This window comes from Pseudoduganella sp. GW821-FHT12E03 (assembly GCF_058807115.1).
The window spans coordinates 245,547-267,903 of record NZ_JBXAQJ010000008.1 but is presented as its reverse complement, the minus strand read 5'-3'; the positions used below and the strand labels follow the sequence as shown (position 1 = coordinate 267,903).

General features: G+C 62.9%; 17 protein-coding genes. 11 read left to right on the top strand and 6 right to left on the bottom strand.

The genetic code is table 11. The annotated features are described in order from the left end of the window. Nucleotides 1–3: 3 nt before the first annotated feature. Nucleotides 4–1,281 carry an ABC transporter substrate-binding protein gene (locus AC1RRC_RS21330; protein WP_493057533.1) on the bottom strand — a complete coding sequence of 426 codons (1,278 nt, stop codon included), beginning with the start codon at nucleotides 1,279–1,281 and terminating at the stop codon, nucleotides 4–6. A 344-nt stretch (nucleotides 1,282–1,625) separates the two neighbouring features. Between AC1RRC_RS21330 and AC1RRC_RS21325 the strand changes: the two genes are divergently transcribed. The 7 genes from AC1RRC_RS21325 to AC1RRC_RS21295 all read left to right on the top strand — a co-directional run bounded on the left by AC1RRC_RS21325 (nucleotide 1,626) and on the right by AC1RRC_RS21295 (nucleotide 10,929). Further along, nucleotides 1,626–2,894, top strand: coding sequence for a maltoporin (locus AC1RRC_RS21325; RefSeq protein WP_493057532.1), 1,269 nt, complete (start codon nucleotides 1,626–1,628; stop codon nucleotides 2,892–2,894). Between the two features lie 27 nt (nucleotides 2,895–2,921). Then, nucleotides 2,922–4,172, top strand: coding sequence for an ABC transporter substrate-binding protein (locus tag AC1RRC_RS21320; protein ID WP_493057690.1), 1,251 nt, complete (start codon nucleotides 2,922–2,924; stop codon nucleotides 4,170–4,172). A 179-nt stretch (nucleotides 4,173–4,351) separates the two neighbouring features. Next, nucleotides 4,352–5,350 (top strand): carbohydrate ABC transporter permease, encoded by a 999-nt coding sequence (locus AC1RRC_RS21315; RefSeq protein WP_493057531.1) that lies wholly within the window; start codon nucleotides 4,352–4,354, stop codon nucleotides 5,348–5,350. Next, complete coding sequence (locus tag AC1RRC_RS21310; RefSeq protein ID WP_493057530.1) at nucleotides 5,340–6,221, top strand: carbohydrate ABC transporter permease; 882 nt, start codon at nucleotides 5,340–5,342, stop codon at nucleotides 6,219–6,221. The genes AC1RRC_RS21315 and AC1RRC_RS21310 overlap by 11 nt, the downstream gene beginning before the upstream one ends. A 10-nt stretch (nucleotides 6,222–6,231) precedes the next feature. After that, nucleotides 6,232–7,371: an ABC transporter ATP-binding protein gene (locus AC1RRC_RS21305; RefSeq protein WP_493057529.1), complete on the top strand. Its 1,140-nt coding sequence runs from the start codon at nucleotides 6,232–6,234 to the stop codon at nucleotides 7,369–7,371. Between the two features lie 59 nt (nucleotides 7,372–7,430). Then, nucleotides 7,431–9,131 carry a methyl-accepting chemotaxis protein gene (locus AC1RRC_RS21300; protein WP_493057528.1) on the top strand — a complete coding sequence of 567 codons (1,701 nt, stop codon included), beginning with the start codon at nucleotides 7,431–7,433 and terminating at the stop codon, nucleotides 9,129–9,131. Nucleotides 9,132–9,537: 406 nt separating this feature from the next. Continuing rightward, nucleotides 9,538–10,929 carry a c-type cytochrome gene (locus tag AC1RRC_RS21295; protein WP_493057527.1) on the top strand — a complete coding sequence of 464 codons (1,392 nt, stop codon included), beginning with the start codon at nucleotides 9,538–9,540 and terminating at the stop codon, nucleotides 10,927–10,929. Nucleotides 10,930–11,016: 87 nt separating this feature from the next. Here AC1RRC_RS21295 and AC1RRC_RS21290 read toward each other — a convergent pair whose 3' ends face one another. From AC1RRC_RS21290 to AC1RRC_RS21280, 3 genes are all read right to left on the bottom strand, one after another. Next, nucleotides 11,017–11,514, bottom strand: a complete 498-nt coding sequence (locus AC1RRC_RS21290; RefSeq protein ID WP_493057526.1) for a KGG domain-containing protein — start codon at nucleotides 11,512–11,514, stop codon at nucleotides 11,017–11,019. Nucleotides 11,515–11,676: 162 nt separating this feature from the next. After that, nucleotides 11,677–12,024: a c-type cytochrome gene (locus AC1RRC_RS21285; RefSeq protein ID WP_493057689.1), complete on the bottom strand. Its 348-nt coding sequence runs from the start codon at nucleotides 12,022–12,024 to the stop codon at nucleotides 11,677–11,679. Nucleotides 12,025–12,071: 47 nt separating this feature from the next. Beyond that, on the bottom strand, nucleotides 12,072–12,785 hold the full coding sequence (locus AC1RRC_RS21280) for an alpha/beta hydrolase (RefSeq protein ID WP_493057525.1): 714 nt from the start codon (nucleotides 12,783–12,785) through the stop codon (nucleotides 12,072–12,074). Nucleotides 12,786–13,045: 260 nt separating this feature from the next. Here AC1RRC_RS21280 and AC1RRC_RS21275 point away from each other — a divergent pair, with 260 nt between their 5' ends. The 4 genes from AC1RRC_RS21275 (at nucleotide 13,046) to AC1RRC_RS21260 (ending at nucleotide 18,755) form a co-directional block, all read left to right on the top strand. Further along, entirely contained in the window at nucleotides 13,046–14,320 is a 1,275-nt protein-coding gene (locus AC1RRC_RS21275) for a dicarboxylate/amino acid:cation symporter (RefSeq protein WP_493057524.1), read from the top strand. A gap of 104 nt (nucleotides 14,321–14,424) precedes the next feature. Then, nucleotides 14,425–15,420: a porin gene (locus tag AC1RRC_RS21270; RefSeq protein ID WP_493057523.1), complete on the top strand. Its 996-nt coding sequence runs from the start codon at nucleotides 14,425–14,427 to the stop codon at nucleotides 15,418–15,420. 56 nt (nucleotides 15,421–15,476) lie between these two features. Next, on the top strand, nucleotides 15,477–17,411 hold the full coding sequence (locus tag AC1RRC_RS21265) for a sensor histidine kinase (RefSeq protein ID WP_493057522.1): 1,935 nt from the start codon (nucleotides 15,477–15,479) through the stop codon (nucleotides 17,409–17,411). Nucleotides 17,412–17,414: 3 nt separating this feature from the next. Next, nucleotides 17,415–18,755 carry a sigma-54-dependent transcriptional regulator gene (locus tag AC1RRC_RS21260; protein WP_493057521.1) on the top strand — a complete coding sequence of 447 codons (1,341 nt, stop codon included), beginning with the start codon at nucleotides 17,415–17,417 and terminating at the stop codon, nucleotides 18,753–18,755. Between the two features lie 8 nt (nucleotides 18,756–18,763). Here the strand turns inward: AC1RRC_RS21260 and AC1RRC_RS21255 are convergent, their stop codons facing one another. Continuing rightward, nucleotides 18,764–20,938 carry a tetratricopeptide repeat protein gene (locus AC1RRC_RS21255; RefSeq protein ID WP_493057520.1) on the bottom strand — a complete coding sequence of 725 codons (2,175 nt, stop codon included), beginning with the start codon at nucleotides 20,936–20,938 and terminating at the stop codon, nucleotides 18,764–18,766. 26 nt (nucleotides 20,939–20,964) lie between these two features. Beyond that, complete coding sequence (locus tag AC1RRC_RS21250; protein ID WP_493057519.1) at nucleotides 20,965–22,065, bottom strand: hypothetical protein; 1,101 nt, start codon at nucleotides 22,063–22,065, stop codon at nucleotides 20,965–20,967. Nucleotides 22,066–22,357 lie beyond the last annotated feature (292 nt).

Here is a 22,357-nt window from a genome sequence, read left to right as displayed (position 1 = left end):
CTATTACTTAATAATTTTGTGCGGGGTGTAGGTACGGCCAATTGCGCCCAGCTTGCGCTGCGCATCGGCGGTACTGAGGCTGTCGTCCAGGAAGTAGCGGTGCACTTCGGCCACGATGGCGTCGCGCACGGTTTCGTCCGTCGCCATGCGGTGCACCAGGCTGGGCACCTGCGCCTCGATGCCGCTGTTGAACAGCTTCCATGAGGCACGCGCGCAGGCATCCATTTTTGCCACCGGCGTATTGCGCAAGACCGGGATCGAGCCCTTGATCTGGTTGTAATCATTTTGCAGCGACGGCGTGACGATCAGCGCCGCCAGCTTTTCCTGGTCCCCCCGGTGCGCCTCGCGCGCCGCCAGCATTGACAAGGTATCGATGTTGTACAGGTGCCAGCGCTCCGTGCCCGGCACCGTGGCGCAGCCAAAGCCCTCATCGACAGTCAGCCCGCGCGCCATCAGCTCACCCTTGGCCCAGTCGCCCATCACCATCATGGCGGCGCGGCCTTCCGCCAGTTCACGAATACCGCTGTCCCAGGTGCGTTCCGCGATCGGCGCGCCCATCCATTTTTTCAGGCTGCGCAAGCGGTTCAAGGCGGACGCCAGGCGCGGATCGGTATAGGCGGCCGGGTCGCGCTGCAGGAACAGGCTGCGGTAAAACGGCGCCCCTTCGGACAGCACCAGGATTTCAAACAACCCCGCCACCTGCCATGATTCGCTGCTTTGCGCCAACGGCGTCACGCCCAGTTGCAGCAAGCGGGCCGCCACGCGCTCGAACTCTTCCCAGGTATTCGGCGCGGCCACTCCGGCGCGCGCAAACAGCTTGCGGTTGTAGTACAGGTTATTCATGCGGTGGATGCCGACCGGCGCCGCATACACGTGGCCATCGGACTGGATGGCCGACACCACGGTGGGCAACAGCAGCTTGTCCCACTTGCCCGCCTGCGCCACCGCATCGAGGTTTTGCAGCAAGTCGAGCCGGGCCCAGTCGCGGATCACGATCCCGTTCACTTGCGCGACTTCCGGCGCATCCTTGGCCAGCATGCGCGAACGCAGCACGATGGCGGCCGCCGCGCCGGACCCGCTGGGCACCATGCCGTCGCGCCAGCCGATGTCCTGTTCCGCCAGCCGCGCCGCGATCAAGTCCACCGCCTTGCGTTCGCTGGCGGACTTCCACCAGTGCAGCACCTGCAAGGCATCGGCGTGTGCCGGCACGCCGCCTGTCGCCAGACAGGCGGCCATGGCAAGGACCAGGGCCTTGCTTGGTGGGCGGTTCGTCTCCTTCATGTGCTCCGTGCCGGCTCGTTGTCCGGTGTTTGTCGTTGTGGTGGCTGTGGTGCGGGTCAGACTATAACTGAAAGATAGACCGAAACGTTGGTAAGGATGCGAAGCAATTTGCTAAGAAGCGCAAGGAATTATTGCGAAATGTTGCAGCCGCCGCCGCGCCCCGCACGGGAGGCATTGTAAGGATATGTTAGCGCCCCGCCCTCTCCGGAAAGTACTTTCTTCTTAAAAATCATCAACTTAACATGTTCATGACGGCCACTCCGGGCCTTGCTGGAATCACATTTTTTCCACTGTTACTGTCCGTTCCAGCAGCACTCAAAACAACAAACCGGAGACCCACACAGATGAACCGCAAGACCCTCATTAAAGCCCTGCCCGCCGCCATCGCCCTCGCTGTTTCGTGCGGCGCCGCCCAGGCCGGCGACCACGATAACGAAGGCTTCCACGGCTACCTGCGTGCCGGCGCCGGCAGCAGCAACCATGGCGGCACGCAAAGCTGCTACGGCCTCGGTGGCATCACCATGGGGTACCGCCTCGGCAATGAATGCGACAGCTACACCGAACTGGGCTACACCAAGGAAATCGCCAAGTCCGCCAACGGCGCCAGCTTTGTCGCCACCGTGTGGGCCGACGCGTACAAGAACAGTTCCGACTTCGGCGACGCCAAGCTGGGCCTGGCCAAGGCCTACATCGAAGCACGCAACGTACCGGAACTCAAGGGTGGCGTGGCGTGGATCGGCAAGCGCTACTACTACCGTCCCGACATCCACATGCTGGACCTGCAATACATCAACATGAACGGCACCGGCGGCGGTATCGACCGCTATCCGGTCGGCCCGGGCAAGGTCAGCTACGCCATGTTCAAGGACAGCGACTTCAATACCAAAGACCCGGTCACCGGCAAGGTCACCGATTCGACCTCGGCGCTGCGCCAGAACTTCCTCTATGAGGGCTTGCCGGTCAATGCCGATGGCACGCTGGACTTCGCCGCTTCCATCATTTCCGCCGAAGGCAAGGACAACAGCACGCACGGCGGCTGGCAATTGACCGTGCTGCACCGCCAGAACAAGGTGCTGGGCGGCGACAACAAGATCGGCGTGCAATACGGCGTCGGCCCTGGCACTGGCATCAATGGCCCGTGCTGCGCGCGGATGGGCCCATCGGGCAGCACCCTGCTCGATTCGGACGTGACCCGCCTGCGCGTATTCGACTCGCTATGGATCCAGCCGACCCGCGATTTTTCCATGGAATTCGTGGCGCTGTACCAGCGCGACAAGAACCCGAAAGCCGCCGATTCCACCTGGACCACAGTGGGCGCCCGTCCCGTGTATGCGCTGTCGGACAACTTCAAGCTGCAGGCCGAACTGGGTGTCACGAACCTGAAGACCGACACCACGCCGGGCACGCAGCGCCTGACCAAGCTGACCATCGCGCCGACCCTGTCGCTGGGCCGCGACTACTGGTCGCGTCCGGAACTGCGCTTCTTTGTCAGCTATGGCAAGTGGAATGACGCGGCGTCGAAGTCCGTCAACGCATCCAACAATTCCGGTCCGGTATATGGCAGCGACACCAGCGGCGTGTCGTATGGCGTGCACATGGAAGCCTGGTGGTAAGACCTACAACTAATCAAGGAGACGATGATGAAATTACATACCCTCGCAGTGGCATCAATGCTGGCCATCGGTTCGGCAACAGGTTCGGCGCAAGCCGCGCCGCAAGTGGAAGTGCTGCACTACTGGACCTCCGGCGGCGAAGCGAAATCCGCCGCGGAACTGAAAAAAATGATGGAAACCAAGGGCGTGGCGTGGAAGGACTTCGCCGTGGCCGGCGGCGGCGGCGAAAACGCGGCGACCGCGCTGAAAGCCCGCGTGATGGCCGGCAGCGCGCCGACCGCCGCGCAAATCAAGGGCCCGTCGATCCAGGAATGGGGGCAGGAAGGCGTGCTGGCCAATATCGACCAGGCCGCCGCCGATGGCAAATGGGACGCCAACCTGCCGCCGGTCGTGACCAATGTCATGAAATACAAGGGCCATTACGTGGCGGTGCCGGTCAATGTGCACCGCGTGAACTGGCTGTGGGTCAACCCGGCCGTGCTGGCCAAGGCCGGCGCCAAGGCGCCCGCCAACTTCGATGAATTCTTCGACGCGGCCGACAAGATCAAGAAAGCCGGCATGGTGGCGGTGGCGCACGGCGGCCAGCCATGGCAGGACGCCACCCTGTTTGAATCGGTGGTGCTGGGCACCGGCGGCGCGGACTTTTACAAGAAAGCGCTGGTGCAGCTGGACCAGGGCAGCCTGACCAGCGCGACCATGCTGAAGAGCTTTGAAACCCTGGCCCGCATCAAGACCTATATCGACAAGGATGCGGCGGGCCGCGACTGGAACCTGGCGACCGCGATGGTCATCAACGGCAAGGCCGGCATGCAATTCATGGGCGACTGGGCCAAGGGTGAATTCACGGCGGCCGGCAAGGTCCCGGGCAAGGATTACCTGTGCATGGCGGCGCCGGGCACCGATAAATCCTTCACCTTCAACATCGATTCGCTGGCCATGTTCAAGATGAAGGGGACCGACGACCAGAAGGCGCAACTGGCGCTGGCCGGCGCGGTGATGAGCCCGGAGTTCCAGGAAGTGTTCAACCTGAACAAGGGCTCGATCCCGGTGCGCGCCGGTGTGGCCCGCACCAGGTTTGACAGCTGCGCCACCAAGTCGATGGATGACATGGCGTCCACCAGCAAAGGCGGCGGCCTGGTGCCATCGCTGGCGCACGGCATGGCGGTGGACACCGCCAAGGCCGGCGCGATCCAGGACGTGATCGCCAAGTTCATGAGCACCAGCATGACGCCGCAGGCGGCCGTGCAGGCGCTGGCGAAGGCAGCCAAGACCATGTAATGCCCGGTGGTCTGTCCACGGTGTCAATGCGGGCAGGCCACGTACCGTAGGGCGGTTAAGCCGTAAGGCTTAGCCGCCAGGCGCCGCCGATGACGCATGCATGGCGGCTTGGCCTTCCGGCCAAACCGCCCTACGAGTGACACGCCGCGTGTCACACCCCAGTTCCAAGGAGATTGACGATGTCCGCAACACCCCTCGCATCCGCCGTGCGGCCTATGCCGCCGCCCGCCAAGGCGCCGCCCCCGCGCAACGCCGCCAACGACAGCTGCCTGCCGCCGCAACAGGCCAACACCAGCCGCTTCGGCGCGCTGGCCGACGCCTGGCTGCCCCGCCTCGTGCTGTCCCCCACCATCATCGCGTCGCTGGTCTTTGTCTACGGCTTCATTGCCCTGACCGCGTACCTGTCGCTGACCGAATCGCGCATGATGCCCAATTTTGAATTCGCCGGCCTGGTGCAGTATGAACGCCTGTTCGGCATTGAACGCTGGTGGACTTCCGCCTCCAACCTCGGCATTTTCGGCGGCCTGTTCATCCTGGTGTGCCTGGCGATCGGCTTGATGATGGCGGTGTTGCTGGACCAGCGCATCCGCCACGAAGGCGCGCTGCGCGCGATTTACCTGTATCCGATGGCGTTGTCGTTCATCGTCACGGGGGCAGCCTGGAAGTGGATCTTGAATCCCGGCCTGGGCCTGGAAAAAATGATGCACGACTGGGGTTTCACCCACTTCACGTTCGACTGGCTGGTCGATTCCGACATGGCGATCTACACGGTGGTGATCGCCGGCGTGTGGCAATCGTCCGGCTTCGTGATGGCGCTGTTCCTGGCCGGTTTGCGCAGTGTCGATGATTCCATCATCAAGGCCGCCATGGTCGACGGCGCCAGCCTGCCGACGATTTACCGCCGCATCGTGATTCCGTCGCTGCGTCCTGTGTTCTTTTCCGTCTTGCTGGTGCTGGCGCACATTGCCATCAAGAGCTTCGACCTGGTGATGGCCTTGACGGCCGGAGGTCCCGGCACCTCGTCCGACGTCCCCGCCATCTTCATGTACCAGTTCTCATTCACGCGCGGCCAGCTGGGCCTGGGCGCCGCCTCCGCCATGATGATGCTGGCCACCGTGCTGGCCGTGCTGGTGCCATTGATGTACCTGGAAACAAAAGGAGCCCGCCATGGCCGCTGACATGCAATCGCTCGATGGTGAACGCATCACCATCGGCCGTATCGCCATCTATACCTTGCTGGTGCTGGTGGCCCTGTATTACCTGGCGCCGTTGTACGTGATGCTGACCACGTCCGTGAAAACCCTGGACCAGATCCGCGACGGTAACTTGCTGGACTTCCCGCTGGCGCCAACCACCGCCGCATGGAGCAAGGCATGGTCGCAAGCGTGCACCGGCGTGCGCTGCGAAGGCCTGGCGCCCTACTTCTGGAATTCCATGCAAATGGTGATTCCCGCCGTGCTCATTTCCAGCCTGATCGGCTCCCTCAATGGCTACGTGCTTGCGCACTGGCGCTTCACCGGCCACAACGTGGTGTTCACGGCGCTGATGGTGGGTTGCTTCATTCCGTTCCAGGTGGTGATCTTGCCGATGGCGCGCCTGCTGGGCATGGCCGACCTGGCCAACACGACGTCGGGGCTGGTGGTGGTGCACATCATTTACGGCATCGCGTTCACCACGCTGTTTTTCCGCAATTACTACGTGACGGTGCCGGAAGAACTGGTGAATGCGGCGCGCATCGATGGCGCGGGCTTTTTCATGATTTACCGCCGCATCATCTTCCCGCTGTCGCTGCCAATCTTCATGGTGTGCTTCATCTGGCAATTCACGCAAATCTGGAACGACTTCCTGTTTGGCGTGGTGTTTGGCGGCGCCGATGCGCAACCAGTCACGGTGGCGCTGAACAACCTGGTCAACACCTCGACCGGTGTGACTGAATACAACGTCAACATGGCGGCGGCCATCATCGCCGCACTGCCGACCCTGGTGATCTATCTGGTCGCAGGCAAATATTTCGTGCGCGGCCTGACGGCCGGCGCCGTCAAAGGTTAAGGAGACTGACATGGCAAGTTTATCGATCCGTAATGTACGCAAGGTCTATCCAAACGGTGCGGAAATCCTCAAGGGCATCGACCTCGATATCGAGGATGGCCAGTTCCTGATCCTGGTCGGCGGTTCCGGCTGCGGCAAGTCCACCTTGCTGAACATGATCGCGGGCCTGGAATCCGTCAGTGAGGGAGAAATCGCCATCGGCGAGCGCGTCGTCAACAAAGTGCCGCCGAAAGAGCGCGACATTGCGATGGTGTTCCAGTCGTATGCGCTGTATCCGACCATGACGGTGCGCGAAAACATTTCGTTCGGCCTGGGCATCCGCAAGGTGCCGCGGCAGGAGCAGGAAAAGATCGTGGCGCGCGTGGCGGACACGTTACAAATGGGCCATCTGCTGGACCGCAAGCCGGCGCAATTGTCCGGCGGCCAGCGCCAGCGCGTGGCCATGGGCCGCGCGATTGCGCGCGATCCTTCGCTGTTCCTGTTTGACGAACCGCTGTCGAACCTGGACGCCAAGCTGCGCGTGGAAATGCGGGCGGAAATCAAGCTGCTGCACCAGCGCCTGGGCGCCACCATCGTCTACGTCACGCACGACCAGATCGAAGCGATGACCCTGGGCGACCGCATTGCTGTCATGCGCGACGGCGTGGTGCAACAGTTTGGCAGCCCGCAAGAGATCTATGACTTGCCGAACAACCTGTATGTGGCGGGGTTTATCGGTTCGCCGTCGATGAACTTCCTGCGCGGCCGCCTGACCGCCCAGGGCGACGGGCTGGCCTTCGCGCTGGAGCATGCGGGGACCACCACCTTGCTGCCGGTGCCGGACGCCTCCAACGCGTTGCTGCCCTATGCGGGCAAGGAAGTCACCCTCGGTATCCGCCCGGAGCACGTGACGGATGCCGAGTCCGCGCGCCGCGCCGCCACGGCGGAAGGCTACCACCCGACCGAAGTCGATTGCACGGTCGAGATGACGGAACCGACCGGGCCGGACACGCTGGTGTTCGCGTGGTTCAACGGCATCCGCGCCACCTGCCGCACGCATCCGCGCGCCGGCGCGCTGCCGGGCGGCGATGTGCGGCTGGCGTTTGATTTGTCGAAGGCGGTGTTCTTCGATCCGGCCAGCGAATTGCGGATCGGCGCGGCGCCGCAGTAACGGCAGCCCCCACTCGATAACGATAGGCGCCGGCCATGACCGGCGCAGCGGAGACGGTCGTGAAACTGAGCATTTTAAAAATCGCCCACCGGCTGGCGCTGGGGTTTGGGCTGATGCTGGTATTGATGGCGGTGGTGGCCGCCATCGGCGCACTGTCCGCGCGAACCGCGCAGCAGCGGCTGGCAAGCGCCGTCGAGCGGAACACTTCGCGCTCGGTGGAACTGGCAGCCATGCGGCAAGCGTTGTACCGCCAGGGACAGGCGGCGCGCAATCTTGGCGCGACACATGATTTGCAGAAGATGCAGGCGGACATGGCGCGCATCGTGGCCGAGCGAGGGCGGTATGCGGAGGCGGAAGCCAGGCTGCTGGCGTTGATGGGTAATGATGGTGCAGTTGATGGTGCGGTTGACGATAAGGCTGCAGATCCGGTTGGCCGTGCCGGTGCGGCTGCGGACGGTGGTGCCGACGCCGCCGCCATTCTTGCCGGCATGCGCGCCTATGCCCGGGCCAGTGCGCCGCTGGTGTCACAGGCGCAAGCGTTCGTGGCGGAATTCAATGCCGGCCAGGCGCTGCGCATCCTGACCACGGACGTGGCGCCGTTGCAGGAACAATGGCTGGCCGCGCTGGACCAGCTGGCCGTCCTGCAAAACCACGATATCAGCCGCAGCCTGGCGGCATTCGACGAACAGGGCCGGCGCGCCATGCTGTCGATGGCGCTGGTGTGCGTGGCCGCGATGGCCTGCGCGATACTGACCGCATGGCGCCTGGCGCGCGGCATCACCGGACCGCTGGCACAGGCGCTGGCGCTGGCGCAGCGCGTGGCGGCGGGCGACTTGTGCGCGCAGCCGGAAGCGGCACTGCGTGGTACGTCAAGCGGCGGTTTCAGCGGGGCATTGAGCAGCACTTTAAGCAGCGCTTCGAGCGGCACTTTGCGCGGCAGGCACGACGAAACAGGCCAGTTGCTGGCCGCGCTGCACGCCATGCGCGCCAGCCTGGCGCACACCGTTCGCACCGTGCGCAGCGGCGCCGACACGGTCAGCGTGGCATCCAATGAAATCGCCGGCGGCAACGCCGACTTGTCGGTCCGCACGGAATCGCAGGCCGGCGCGCTGCAGCAGGCGGCCAGTTCGATGGAAGCGCTGACCGCCACCGTGCGCGCCAATGCCGGCCATGCGCAACAGGCGTCGCAACTGGCGGTATCGGCATCGCAGATTGCCGCGCAGGGCAGCACGGCGATGGCGGGCGCGGTCGCCACCATGCAAGACATCCGCGCCGATGCGCACCGCATCATGGACATCATCGGCGTCATCGACGGCATCGCGTTCCAGACCAATATCCTCGCGCTCAATGCCGCGGTGGAAGCGGCGCGCGCCGGTGAACAGGGGCGCGGCTTCGCCGTGGTGGCCAGTGAAGTGCGTTCGCTGGCGCAGCGCAGCGCCGGCGCGGCCCGTGAAATCAAGACCCTGATCGGCGGCGCGGTGGCCCGCATCGACACCGGCGGCGCACTGGTCGACACCGCCGGCGCCACCATGCCGCGCATTGAAGCGACCGTGCGGCAAGTCGAACACTACATGCGCGACATCGTCGAAGCGAGCCAGCGGCAAAGCGACGGCATTGCCCAGGTCGGCCAGGTGATCGCGCACATGGACACCGTCACCCAGCAAAACGCCGCCCTGGTGGAACAAGCCGCCGCCGCCGCCCTCAGCCTGCGCGAGCAAGCCCAGTCCCTGGCCGGCGCCGCCGCCGTGTTCCGCTTATAACCCGATTCCCTCCCACCCCACCCCTCTTTCGGCCGGCTTTTTTTGGGGGTCAGGCGTGCATTCGTGCACATCCCGGGTGGGGTCAGGCGTGCAATCGTGCACTTCTTTTCGCTGAAAAGCCGGTGCCGCCTGGCGCCGGCCCGGCAACGGCGGCAATTGCCACATCCGGCATTGGCAGCAAACCGCGTTCCCCGGCGCACGCTCCGCCACAAAACCAGCGGACCTGGCGCCAGCCGGACCGCATCGTTTCCCGCATCGCCCGCCGTTACAGGCGCAGTGGCAAGCGAGGCCGTTGCAAAACGCACGAACGCACGCCTGACCCCGCAGGTTTAGTGCACGAACGCACGCCTGACCCCACCGGGGGTAGGGTAAGATATCGCTATCTTTCAACTACATTGTTCACTTCATGCCCCAATTCGACTTCTTGCGCGGCGCCGCGCTGCTTTGTATGGCTTTGCCGCTGGCGGCGGTGGCGGCCGGTCCTTCCGTCAGTGCCGGTGAAAAGCTGTACCAGACTTATTGCGCGTCGTGCCATGGGGCGAAGTTGGAAGGCGCCGAGGGGCCCAGTTTGATCGACCAGACGTGGATCCACGGCGCGCCGACCAAGTCCAACCTCGTCAACATCATCGGCAAGGGCGTCGCCACCAAAGGCATGCCAGCCTGGTCGCAGGTGTTGAGCGCGGCGCAGATTGGCCAGTTGGCGGACTATATCGGGACTGCCCCGAAAACCGTGGCGGCCTCCGGCGCCAAGCCTGGCGCCGACAACCTGGCCGGCCTGAAATTGCCGAAGGGTTTCCGCATCGCGGTCTACGCCGACAATGTCGATACCGCCCGCTCGATGACGGTCTCGGACAGCGGCATCGTCTACGTCGGCTCGCGCAAGGCCGGCAAAGTGTATGCGCTGGTCGATGACAACAAGGATGGCGTGGCCGACAAGGTCGTCACCGTGGCGGAGGGCTTGCAAAATCCGATCGGCGTCACGGTGCTCAACGGCGCACTGTATGTGGCGGAAATTTCCCGCATCATCCGCTTTGACGGCATCGACAAAACCTATGCCGCCAAGCCCGCGTACAAGGTGGTCAAGGACGATTTGCCAAAGGACGCCTGGCACGGCGAGAAATTCATCAAGGCCGGCCCGGATGGCAAGATTTATGTGCCGGTCGGCGCGCCGTGCAATACCTGCGACAAGGAAGGCGAGATTTACTCGAAACTGTGGCGCATGAACCCGGATGGCAGCGGCTGGGAAGAATATGCGCGCGGCATCCGCAACACCGTCGGCTTTACCTGGCATCCGCAAACCAAAGACCTGTGGTTCACCGATAACGGCCCCGATGAAATGGGCGACAACACCCCATCGTGCGAACTCAACGTCGCGCCCAAAGCAGGCCTGCATTTTGGTTTCCCGTATTGCCACGGCGGCGTTTTCCCCGACCCGAAATTCGGCAAGGCCAACAGCTGTGAGCAATACGTCGCGCCGGTCGCGCAACTGGGCCCCCACGTGGCGCCGCTGGGCCTGACGTTCTACACCGGCACGCAATTCCCGCAGGCTTACCGCAACCAAGTGTTCATCGCGGAACACGGCTCGTGGAACCGGGAAAACAAGATCGGCTACCAGATCAGCCTGGTCACCTTGCATGGCAACAAGGCCGTCAGCAAGACCACCTTCATCGACGGCTTCCTGCAGCGCGATGACAAAGTCACAGGCCGTCCGGTGGACGTGGCGGTCCTGGCGGACGGTTCGCTGCTGATTTCCGACGATTACGCGGGCAAGGTCTACCGCGTGACATACCAAAAATAAGAAAGCGCCGCGCAAGTGCGCGGCGCGGTGCAGGGCGGACGTCACGTCCGCCCTGCCGGCGTGACCGCCGGCGCTCAGCTTGACCGTTTATTTGCGGTCGTTCTTGTGGCTTTGACGGCCCGCTTCAGCATGCTGTTCAGGCGTGCCGCCCCGGGTTCCGCCCGACGTTCCACCCGAAGTACCACTGGTGGTGCCGCCGGATGAACCACTGCCCGACGAACCGGACGAACCGCTCGAGCCCGACTGGCGGTTGCCATCGTTCTTGTGGCTTTGTGCGCCGGCTTCGCGCGCTTCTTCCGACGTGAACTCATGCGCATTGCCGGAAGCATGCGCGGCACGGCCGCCTTCGGCCGCGATTTCACGCTGCCGTTGCGGGTCCATCGACGCGAAACCCCGGTTGCTGGTGTCGCCCGACTGCTTGCTGCCGCCCTGGTTGCCGCCCTGCTTGCTGTCCTGTTTGCTATCCTGGCTGCCGCTCTGCTTGCTACCCTGATTGCTGCCCTGCTTGCTGTCCTGGTTACCGCCACGGTTGCCGATGTCGTCATCGTCATCTTTGCCGCGGCCCTGGTTGCCTTGGTTTGCCATCACATCCTCCTGCATGGTTGGGTTGCCCTTCGCGCCCGCACCCTGTCTGCCGGTGCGATGCGCTAACGGAGTCGTCATGCTATGCCGCGCCGAGTCCCAATGCTGTAGGCGTGCTCACACTGACCATGTAGGACTGGGCCACATCTAAAAGGAACACAACCGTTACAAGGTCCGCAGGTACGCCAGCAAATGCGCAATGCGCTGCTCATCGCTGATGCCCCAGAACCGCATCTTGTTGTCGGGGACGACTTTTTGCGGCGCCTTCACAAACGCCGCCAGCATCGGCTCGGTCCACACCACGCCGGAATTCTTCATCGCCGCCGAATAGCGATAGTCGGCCGCCGCGCCCGCGCGCCGGCCCACAATGCCGGTCAATTGCGGGCCAAAGCCACTGCGTGCCGACGGGCCCGCCTGATGGCACCACTGGCAGCGGGCAAACTCGGCCCGGCCCGCGTCGACATTGCCAACCGGCGCGGACGGCGCGGCAACGCCGCCCTGCGGCCCCGCCATTGCCACACTGGACGCGGCCAGCAACAACGCCAGGACGGCCCGCTGCATCAACCTGCCCCCTGCAGCGTGCCGGCCACCCGCCCCAATGCCGCGTCAAAGCGTTCCGGCTGCTCCGCCAGCAGCGCCCACACGCGGTTGTGCTGCCCGCCCTCCACCACCATCAATCCCCGCTGGCGCGCCCGCACCGCCGACGCCACCAGCCGTTCGCAAATCTCGCGCGGAATCACGGCATCGTGCTCGGCCGCCACCACCAGCAGCGCCCCTTCAAACCGCGCCAGGATATCCCACGCATCGGTCTCGGCCCAGCTGCGCTCGCGCCGGATCACGGCGGAAAATGCCGGACCGAACGGCACTTCATACGCCGCCGGCGTGTATACGCCCGGCACCATCAGCACCAGCGCATCGACCGCGTGGGTTTGCGTCAGGCGGATCGCGTTGTACGCCCCCATGCTGATGCCGATCAGCGCCAACGGCTGTTCCACCGCCCGGGCGGCAATCACGGCTTGCGCCTGCCGGGTGCGGCTGGCCACCGACGATTGCGCCAGCTCGCCGCCCGTGTCGCCGTGGCCCACGCATTCAAAACAGGTGGTGCCGACACCGCGCTGCTGCAACGCGTTGCGCAGCAAATGGTGTATGTGGCGCGTACTCGCGCCTGCCCCGTGCAGCAGCACCGTATGGTTGCTGCGCTCCCCCGGATAGTGGTCGCCGCGCAAGGTAAAGCCGTCAAAGGGAACGCCAAACTGCTCGATCGGTGCCGTCATGGGAATGTCAATGCAATAACAAAGGCGCCATTTTAAGACAGCCCGTTCGCCGCAGTCCAAAGATTCGGACACGCCGCGCGCACCCTGTCCAACCCGTCATACGCGACCGGCCCGGAACCGGCTACCCGCCAACAAAACCACCTTACAAAACAGTCACTTGCAGAAGTGTAACGAATCTTTTCAAGCAGGCACGGCGATTGCTAATAAGGGACAACCCCGCGGCTTACCCGCTGCGGATCCTGACAACAACGGAGACTGCTATGCAAAAAAAGCGCCCAATAACTGTATATATCCTGTTCGCGATGCTGCTCGGTATCGCGGTCGGCTATGCCTGCCACACGATCTTCCCTGACAAGAAAATCGCTGCCACGATTTCCGGCCACATTTCCCTCATCACCGACATCTTCCTGCGCCTGATCAAGATGATCATCGCGCTGCTGGTGTTCTCGACCCTGACGGTCGGCATCGCCAACCTGTCGGACGGCAAGGCCGCCGGCCGCATCGGCATCAAGGCCATGGCCTGGTTCATGGGCGCATCGCTGGTGTCGCTGACGCTGGGCATGGTGCTGTCGAACCTGTTCCAGCTGGGCACCAACCTGGGCTTGCCGCTGCCGGACGTGACGGCCTCGACTGGCCTGAAAACCGCCGCCTTCACCTTGAAAGACTTCATCTCGCACGTGGTGCCGAAGTCGCCGATCGAAGCGATGGCCAACAATGAGATCCTGCAAGTGCTGGTGTTCTCGATCTTCTTCGGTTCCGCGCTGGGCGCGCTGGGCGAGCACGGCAAGCGCCTGCTGGCCGTGATCGATGAACTGTCGCACGTGATGCTCAACATCACCGGCGCGATCATGAACATGGCGCCACTGGCCGTGTTTGCCGCCACCGCCTCGGTGGTGACCACCAATGGCCTGGGCATCCTGGCCACCTTCGCCAAATTCATGGGCGGTTTCTACTTCGCATTGGCCTGCCTGTGGGTGCTGCTGATCGCCGCCGGTTTCGCCGTCATCGGTCCGCGCGTCTTCAAGCTGCTGGGCCTGATCCGCGAACCGTTCCTGCTGGCTTTCTCCACCGCCAGCTCGGAAGCCGCTTATCCAAAACTGTTGATCGCACTCGACAAGTTCGGCGTGCAGCGCCGCATTTCCAGCTTTGTCATGCCGATGGGGTATTCGTTCAACCTCGACGGCTCGATGATGTACTGCACCTTTGCCGTGCTGTTCATTGCCCAGGCGTACGGCATCGACCTGTCGATCGGCACGCAAATCACCATGCTGCTGCTGTTGATGCTGACCTCGAAAGGGATTGCCGGCGTGCCGCGCGCCTCGCTGGTGGTGATTGCCGCCACGCTCACCCAGTTCAACATTCCTGAAGCGGGCCTGCTGTTGCTGATGGGCGTCGACCAATTCCTCGACATGGGCCGCTCCGCCACCAACGCCGTCGGCAACGCGATCGCCACCGCGGTGGTCGCGAAATGGGAAGGCGCGCTTGGCGAGCAGGAAAAGGAAGCCGATCAACGCACGTACCCGCACGCGGCCTGACGCCGCCATGGCCCGGCATAGCGCCGGGCCCGCGGCACACCGAAGTACACAGCAAGCACACAGCAACACAGAACACCACCTATACCAAGACCAAAGGAGTCACCATGAAACACACCGCAACCGCCCTCGCCGTTTTCCTGTCGCTGGGCTGCGGCGCCGTCCAGGCACAATCGAGCATTAAAGTGTATGGCGTCGCCGACGCCGGCATCGTTGTCGAGCGCGGCGGCCCGGGCGGGACCAACACCTATGTCAGCAGCGGCTTGAATTCCGGCTCGCGCATCGGTTTCAAAGGTACTGAAGACCTGGGCAACGGCATGAAGGCCCTGTTCGTCATCGAGGGCGGCGTCGGCATCGATACCGGCGCGTCCGGCCAGGGTGGCCTGACCTTCGGCCGCCAGTCGTTTGTCGGCCTGTCGGGCGGCTGGGGCACGGTCAGCGTCGGCCGCCAGTATTCCGCGTATTACAAAGCCTTGCGCGACGTGGCCGATCCGTTCGAGGATGGCCTGGCAGGCCAGGCGCCGAACATCATGGCCGCGCCGCGCCGCGTCGACAATTCCGTCAGCTTCTCGTCGTACCGCTATGCCGGCTGGGCGCTGGACGCCACCTATGGCGCCGGTGAAGTGGCGATCGACAGCACCCGCAAGCGTTCGCTGAGCGTAGCGGCCAACTATGTGCAAGGCCCGCTGGCGGTCGTGCTGGCGCACCACCACCGCGAAGAAGCCGTGCTGGCCGACCACACGCGCAATACGCTGGCCACCGTGCGCTATACGCTGGGCGCCTACACCGGCCACCTGGCCTATGCGCAAAACCGCGCCGTGGGCGGCGCCGACAGCCGCGACTTGTTGCTGGGCATGTCGGCCGAATTCGGCCCGCACCGCGTGCTCGGTTCCGTGCTGGAACACCAGGACCGCAGCAAAGCCAACCGGGATGCGCGCCAGTTCGGCGTGGCCTACATGTATGCGCTGTCCAAGCGCACCGACCTGTACACCGCGTATGGCCATATCAACAACAAGAATGGCGCAGGTTTCGTGGTCGGCAATGCCACCGATGACGGCCACACCCCGACCGCGTTCAATCTCGGCATGCGCCACCTGTTCTGAGGCGCCTGCGGAAATTACGGAGTGGCCGCCCCGGCCAACTTTGCTATAGTCCTTCGATGCCACCTTTGCACGACACCACCACCATTCCCGCGGCGCTGACGCCGCGGCTGCCGCCAGCGCGCCCGCCCCGGCCGCGCCGGCGCTGGCGCGATGCGCTGGCGTGGTGCGTGGTCGCGCTGGTGGGCGGCGTGCTGGCGTGGCTGGCCTACTGGTGGCTGGAAGAACTCAATACCGAGCGGGTGCGCTCGGCCGGGGCGCGCCGGCTGGAAACCTACGCGGCCAGCCTGGAAAACCTGCTCGACAAGTATGAATTCCTGCCGCGCATGCTGGAACTGGACAAGGACGTGGTGTCGCTGCTGCAGCGCCAGGACGATCCAGCCCTGCGCCATAGCGTCAACGAATACCTGGAACGCCTGAACCGCCAGGCCGGCACCAGCACGATTTATATCGTCAATTTGCAGGGCCACACCCAAGCCGCCAGCAACTGGCGCCACAAGGACAGTTTCGTCGGCGACTATGTCGCGTTCCGCCCTTACCTGCAAGACGCCCTGCGCGGCCGCTCCGGCCGCTTTTACGGGGTCGGCACCACCAACCGCGAAGCGGGCTATTTCTTCGCCCAGGGCATTTACCGCGACGGCAAGATGCTGGGCGTGGCGACCGTTAAGGTCAATATCAGCGAACTGGAAAAAAGCTGGAACACCGGCACCCTGGACAAGGTCATGCTGGCCGACAGCAATGGCGTGATCTTCCTCAGTTCCGCCCCGGCGTGGCGCTACCGCACCTTGAATCCCCTGCCGGCCAACGTGCGCGCGCACCTGGAACAGACCCGCCAGTACCACCAGGAAGCGCTGCCACCGCTGCGCTTCGATGCCGACGTGCCCCGCGCCGATGGCACGCGCGTGGTGGCGATCCGCGATCCCGGCGCGCCGGACCACATGCGCCCGCTGCCGATGCTGGCGCAAACCCGCGCGCTGGCGCCGCGCCAGTGGACCTTCATTTACCTGTCCGACCTGTCCACGGTGCGCGCCAATTCGCGCATCGGCATGGTGTTCGCGATCCTGGCCTATGGCTTCCTGGTGCTGCTGTTCCTGTTCTTCCGCCAGCGCCGGCGCGCGTTGCGCCAGCGGCTGCAGGCGCGCGAAGACTTGCTATCGGCCTATAACAGCCTGGAAGCGATGGTGGCCGAGCGCACTTCGCGGCTGGAAAAAATCACGCAAAGCCTGTCGGAGGAAATCGAAGTGCGGCGCCAGGCGGAACAGCAATTGCACCGCACGCAAAGCGAATTGTTCCAGGCCGGGAAAATGGCGGTGCTGGGCCAAATGTCGGCCAGCATCACCCATGAACTGAACCAGCCGCTGACGGCGCTGCGCACCATGTCCGACAATGCCGTTCTGCTGTTCGAGCGCGGACGGATGGACGACGCCCGCAACAACCTGAAAAACATTTCCCAGATCGTGGCCCGCATGGGCACCATCACCGGCAAGCTGAAGACGTTTGCGCGCAAGTCCAATGACGCGCTGGCGGCAGTGTCGATCGATACCGCGATCGCCAACCTGCTGGTGCTGGTGGAACGCCGCATGACCCTGGAAAGAGTCACGTTCCAGCTGCGCATCGCGGAGCCGGACTTGTACGCGCTGTGCGACAGCAACCGGCTCGAGCAGGTACTGTTGAATTTGGTGACCAATGCGCTCGATTCGATGGCCGCCAGCAGCGAAAAGGTGCTGAGCCTGAGCGCCTGCCTCAGCACCGACGCCGGCGGCGATTGGGTCGAACTGCGCGTGGCCGACACCGGCCCCGGCCTGTCGGAAGAAGCGCGCGCCCGTTTATTCGAACCGTTCTACACTACCAAACCACAGGGCCAGGGCCTGGGGCTGGGATTGCCGATTTCCGGGCAAATCATCGCGGACTTCGGCGGCACCCTCAACGCGGAACAAACCAGCACCGGCGCATGTTTCGTCATCCAATTAAAAAAAGCGCCGCAGGAGACATAAACCATGATGGACAGCATTTACGATATTGAAATCCTGCTGGTCGAAGACGATCCGACCGTGCGCGCCGGCAGCGCGCAGGCGCTGGACCTGGCCGGCTTCAACGTGCGCGAATTCGTGGAAGCGGAAAAGGCGCTGGCGCAGCTCGAAGCGCACTGCCCGTTCGTGCTGGTCACCGACGTGCGCCTGCCCGGCATGAGCGGCCTGGAACTGCTGCAGGCGGCGCGCAGGATCGATCCCAACCTGCCTGTCATCGTGGTGACCGGCCATGGCGATATCGCGATGGCGGTGCAGGCGATGCACGATGGCGCCTACGACTTCATTGAAAAACCGTATTCGTCGGAACAGTTGGCCGACGTGGTGCGGCGCGCCGCCGACAAGCGCGCGCTGCAGCTCGAAGTGCACAGCCTGCGCCAGCGCCTGGCCAACAACCAGGGCATTGCCGCCACCCTGCTGGGCAATGCGCCGTCCATGGTGGAATTGCGCCGCCTGATCGACAGCGTCGCGTGCCAGCCGGCCGACGTGCTGATTTATGGTGAAACCGGGACCGGCAAGGAACTGGTGGCGCGTTGCCTGCACCAGTTCAGCCAGCGCGCCGCCAGCCATTACGTGGCGATCAACTGCGGCGCGGTGCCGGAAACGATTTTTGAAAGTGAATTGTTCGGCCACGAGGCCGGCTCGTTCACCGGCGCCGCCAAGCGCCAGGTGGGCAAGATCGAACACGCCGATGGCGGCACCCTGTTCCTCGACGAAATTGAAAGCCTGCCGCTGACGTTACAGGTAAAACTGTTGCGCGTGCTGCAGGAGCGCTATATCGAGCGGCTCGGGTCCAACTCCCCGGTGCCCGTCAATGTGCGCGTGGTAGCCGCTTCCAAGGTGGACTTGAAAGCGTTTTCCGACCAGGGCAAATTCCGCAGCGACCTGTATTACCGCCTGAACCTGATCGTGCTGCGCATCCCGCCGCTGCGCGAGCGGCGCGAAGATATCCCGCTGCTGTTCGAACACTTCCTGATGGATGCGTGCAGCCGCTACAACCGCGACATGCCGATGGTGCCGGCCGCGCACATGCAGGCGCTGATGGCGCACAACTGGCCCGGCAACGTGCGTGAACTGCGCAACGCGGCGGACCGCTTTGCGCTGGGCATGGGCGCCGGCCCCTCCGGCGAGATTGCCGCCGCCCTGCCGCTGGCGGACCAGGTGGCGGCGTTTGAACGGGCGCTGATCGAACTGGAATTGCGCAATGCCGGTGGCAGCGTGGCCGATGCCTGTACCGCGCTGTCGGTGCCGAAGCAAACGCTGTATCACAAGATGCAGAAATACGGGTTGGCGGCGGACGAGTTCCGCTGACCGTATCGTCAATGGCGCAGCAGCGCCAGGCGCTGCTCGATTGCTTCGTGTTCCTGTAGTGCTTCGGTTGCGGCTTGGTGGTTGCCTTGCTGTTGCGCTAGGTGGCCGATGCGCTTCAGAATCTGGCTCAGGTGCGACATGCTCTCCGGAGAGGCTTCCAGCTTCTCGACGATGTGGCGGCTTATGGCAAGGCTTTCAGCAAAGACGACACGCGCCTCATCGTATTGACCATCCCGGGCAGCGAGATCCCCGGCTTTTACCAGTGAAATGCTCAGGTCTTGCAGGCTTTGTACCGACTCCCCAACTTGCGCGTTAATGCGCCGGCACAGGTCGATGCTTTGCCTATATGCGACGCATGCGTCTTCTGTTCGGCCGAGTTTAGACTGGGCGTCCCCGACATTGTCCAACGATACGATCAAGTCTCTTAGCCGTTGGGGCGATTCGCCCGCCAATGCCAAGTTGCGTTGACTGATGGCCAGACTTTCCTGATACAGGGAAAGCCCAGTGTCCCACTGGCTAAGATCCGTTGCGAGCTGTCCCGCACTGTCCAGAGCAATACTTAAATCCCGCAAGCTTTGTGGCGACTCGCCCAGCTGCGCAAGCAGGCGACGCCGAAGCATCAAGCCTTCATCATACAGGTGGCGTGCACTGTCCAATCGCCCAAGGTCTCGCTCCACATTACCGACCGCGTCCAGCGAAATACTTAAATCCCTCAATCCCTGCGGGGACTCCCCCAGTTGTTGCAACAGACGGCGGCGAATGTCCAAACTCTCTTGATGACGTGCGTGCGCCTCATCCAACAATCCAAGCTTCCTGGCAATATGCCCTGCCATGTTCAATGAAATTGTCAAAGCCCGCATGCGTTGGGGGGATGCGCCCCAACGCTCGATAATCAGGCGGCATACATCCAGTCCTTCGAGATAAGCGGTACGCGCGGCATCGAGTTGTCCCATTTTCCATGCAACGCTTCCCACTTTATCGAGCACCGCGCTCAGATCCCGTAAGTTGTTTGGCGAATCGCCCCACTGCTCAATGATGCTGCGGCGAATCTCCAAACTTTCTTGATATGCAGTGTGTGCCAAATCAAATTGCGCCAGTTCATACGCAATGTTTCCCACCTTGTTAAGTGCAACTGACAGATCACGCAGGCGCTCTTCCGATGCACCTTCCTGCTCAAGGATGCGGCGGCGGATCATCAGGCTCTCCTGGTATAAGGATTGTGCATCTTCCAGGCGGCCGAGCCGAGCGGAGATATTGCCGACTTTACCCAATGCTACACTCAGGCTGCGCAAACTTTGCAACGACGCGCGCTCATCGGCAGCGAGACGTCGACTAATGTGCAGGCTTTCCTCGTACATGGCACGTGCAGTGTCTAGTTGTTCGAGTTCGTATGCCGCGTCGCCGGCCTTGTCCAGCGACACACTCAGGTTATCCAGCGCCTGCGGCGACTCGCCAGTCCGCTTCACGACCTCTCGGCAAAGGGTCAGCGCTTGTTCAGCATACAGCCGGGCTTTTTCCGGCATCCCCAATTCATGAAACTGATCTGCCAATTGCCAGGCCAGCACCGGGGACAATGCAGGCTCAGATCCAGCTTGCCAAGCCTGCCATTGCCCGTCCCAGCGCCGCAACAACCCTTCACTGGGAAGCAGGTCCGTCCTAACAGGCTCATCCGCTGATTCCGCCAGTTTGTAGGCCGCCGTCTCCTCCCCGGCATCGGGACGCCATGGCGCCACCACGTAGCTGGCGCTGCGCACGGACCACAGGTCCGGCGCGATCGCTGCGGCACGTGCTTCATATCGGGTCGGCAAGACCAGCAGGGCAAATATTTCTTCACGCTCCAGCACGGCCCGATTCTCGTTCAGCCTGGCCAATACCTGGTCGCGCAAGGCATCCCACTCCTCGGCGGGATCGCCGAGCACCAGCCAGCACGGCAAACAAGGCAAGTCGCCAGTCGGCGCAAACAATGGCGCCAGCAGATCGGCAGGCGGAACATCGGGACCGGCGGGGGCCAGGTATTGCAGGCACCTTGCCTTGGTGCGCAAGTAGGCATCGAGTTCCGCCCTGAGCCATTGATTGGCAAGCGGATAATCGCTGAAGAGATAGACGATCCCTGCGCCGCCATGATGACGTATCTGCTGGCGCAAACGGCGCAGCAGCGAGCGGTGTTCAGCGTTCGGATTCATCGGCGGGGATGGTTGATACAGTCCCGTTATGTGCCGGCCGGCGCGCCCTGCGTCTGCGCTTCCGGCCTTGCCATCACCCATTCGCGCAGCAACGGATGGATCGCATACCACGCATCGCCATTCAAATACGCCAGGATATGCTTGGTGGCCAGATAGCGCTGGAATGCCACGCTGTTGACCTTTTCATCGAGCTCGGGATCGTGGCTGCGCTCCAGCCGCGCCATCCAGGCGATGTCGTTGGTCGGAATCAGCCTCGGCGGACTGATCTGGCTTCGCGCGGCACTCAGCAGATCATCTTCCGTCGCTTCCGGCTCCGCTTCCATTTCCAGCAGCACGACTTTAATGGCGCGCAGGTAGTCGCGCAGGTCGCCACCACCGTCATGAATCAGCCGCTGCAGGAAATCCGTGCTGAAGAATTTTTCCCAGCCGGGATAACGCAATTCCAACAGGCTCGTCATTTGCTTGACACCATCCGGATCCAGTTCCGTGCTGCGTTTTTTGAAGATATGTACGGATGGCATATTCACGACCACGCCCTGTCCCAAGATGCCCGGCAAATGAGGGTTCTGCGCCAGCAAGAAAGGCGATACCGAATAGACGACATGCACGGTGGGCAGGCGCAAGGCATCGCCTTCGCTGAGGAACAAGCGTTCCACGCTTTGATAAACCTTTTCAGACTCCTCACCGTAACCACGGATCTTTTCCAGCGAATCGGCAATCACCACGCATTTTTCGCCGTGCGCGCAGATGTCGGCCACCAGTTCTGAAACAAAGTTGCGCGCCTGGCTGACGAAACCGGTGACGTTATTTTTTAACGTCTGCTCCAGCCTGGCCCGGAAAGTCTCATCGGTTTTCAAGGCCAGCTGGATCTGGGCTTTGGCGGCCGCCATATTACCTTCCAACTTAATGTTATCGAGGTTGATATTGGTACGCGTCAGAAAATCCCTCAGGCGCTCGATCGGCGTGCGCTTGGCGCGTCCGGCAACGCCGACTGCTTCTATCCACGACGCAACCAAGCCCAGCAGCATGCTAACCAGGTCGATCGGAGCGCTCAGGTTCAGCCAGTCACCCAGGTCGCAGTAATACACTTTGCATTGCGAGCTTTCCAACTCTTTTTTCAACCGCAATAATTCCGTGCTTTTCCCACTGCCGATCTGGCCCGTGAACAAATACACGCCATCGCCTTCCTGGTGCGTAATTTCACTTTTCAGCCGTCCCAGTGCATTCTTCGGCCCTTGCAAGTGCCGGACGTAGCGCGCTTCATCCGCAGGATCGGCAATGTTCAGCGGCTTGGTATCCTGGACGGCCTTGATAAATGCAGACAACTCATCAGGCGTATAGGCAGGCGGATTCGGCATAAGTATGTTTTAACTCAAATAATTGCACTGATTATCATCCAGTCCAGCAAGTCATGCAAAC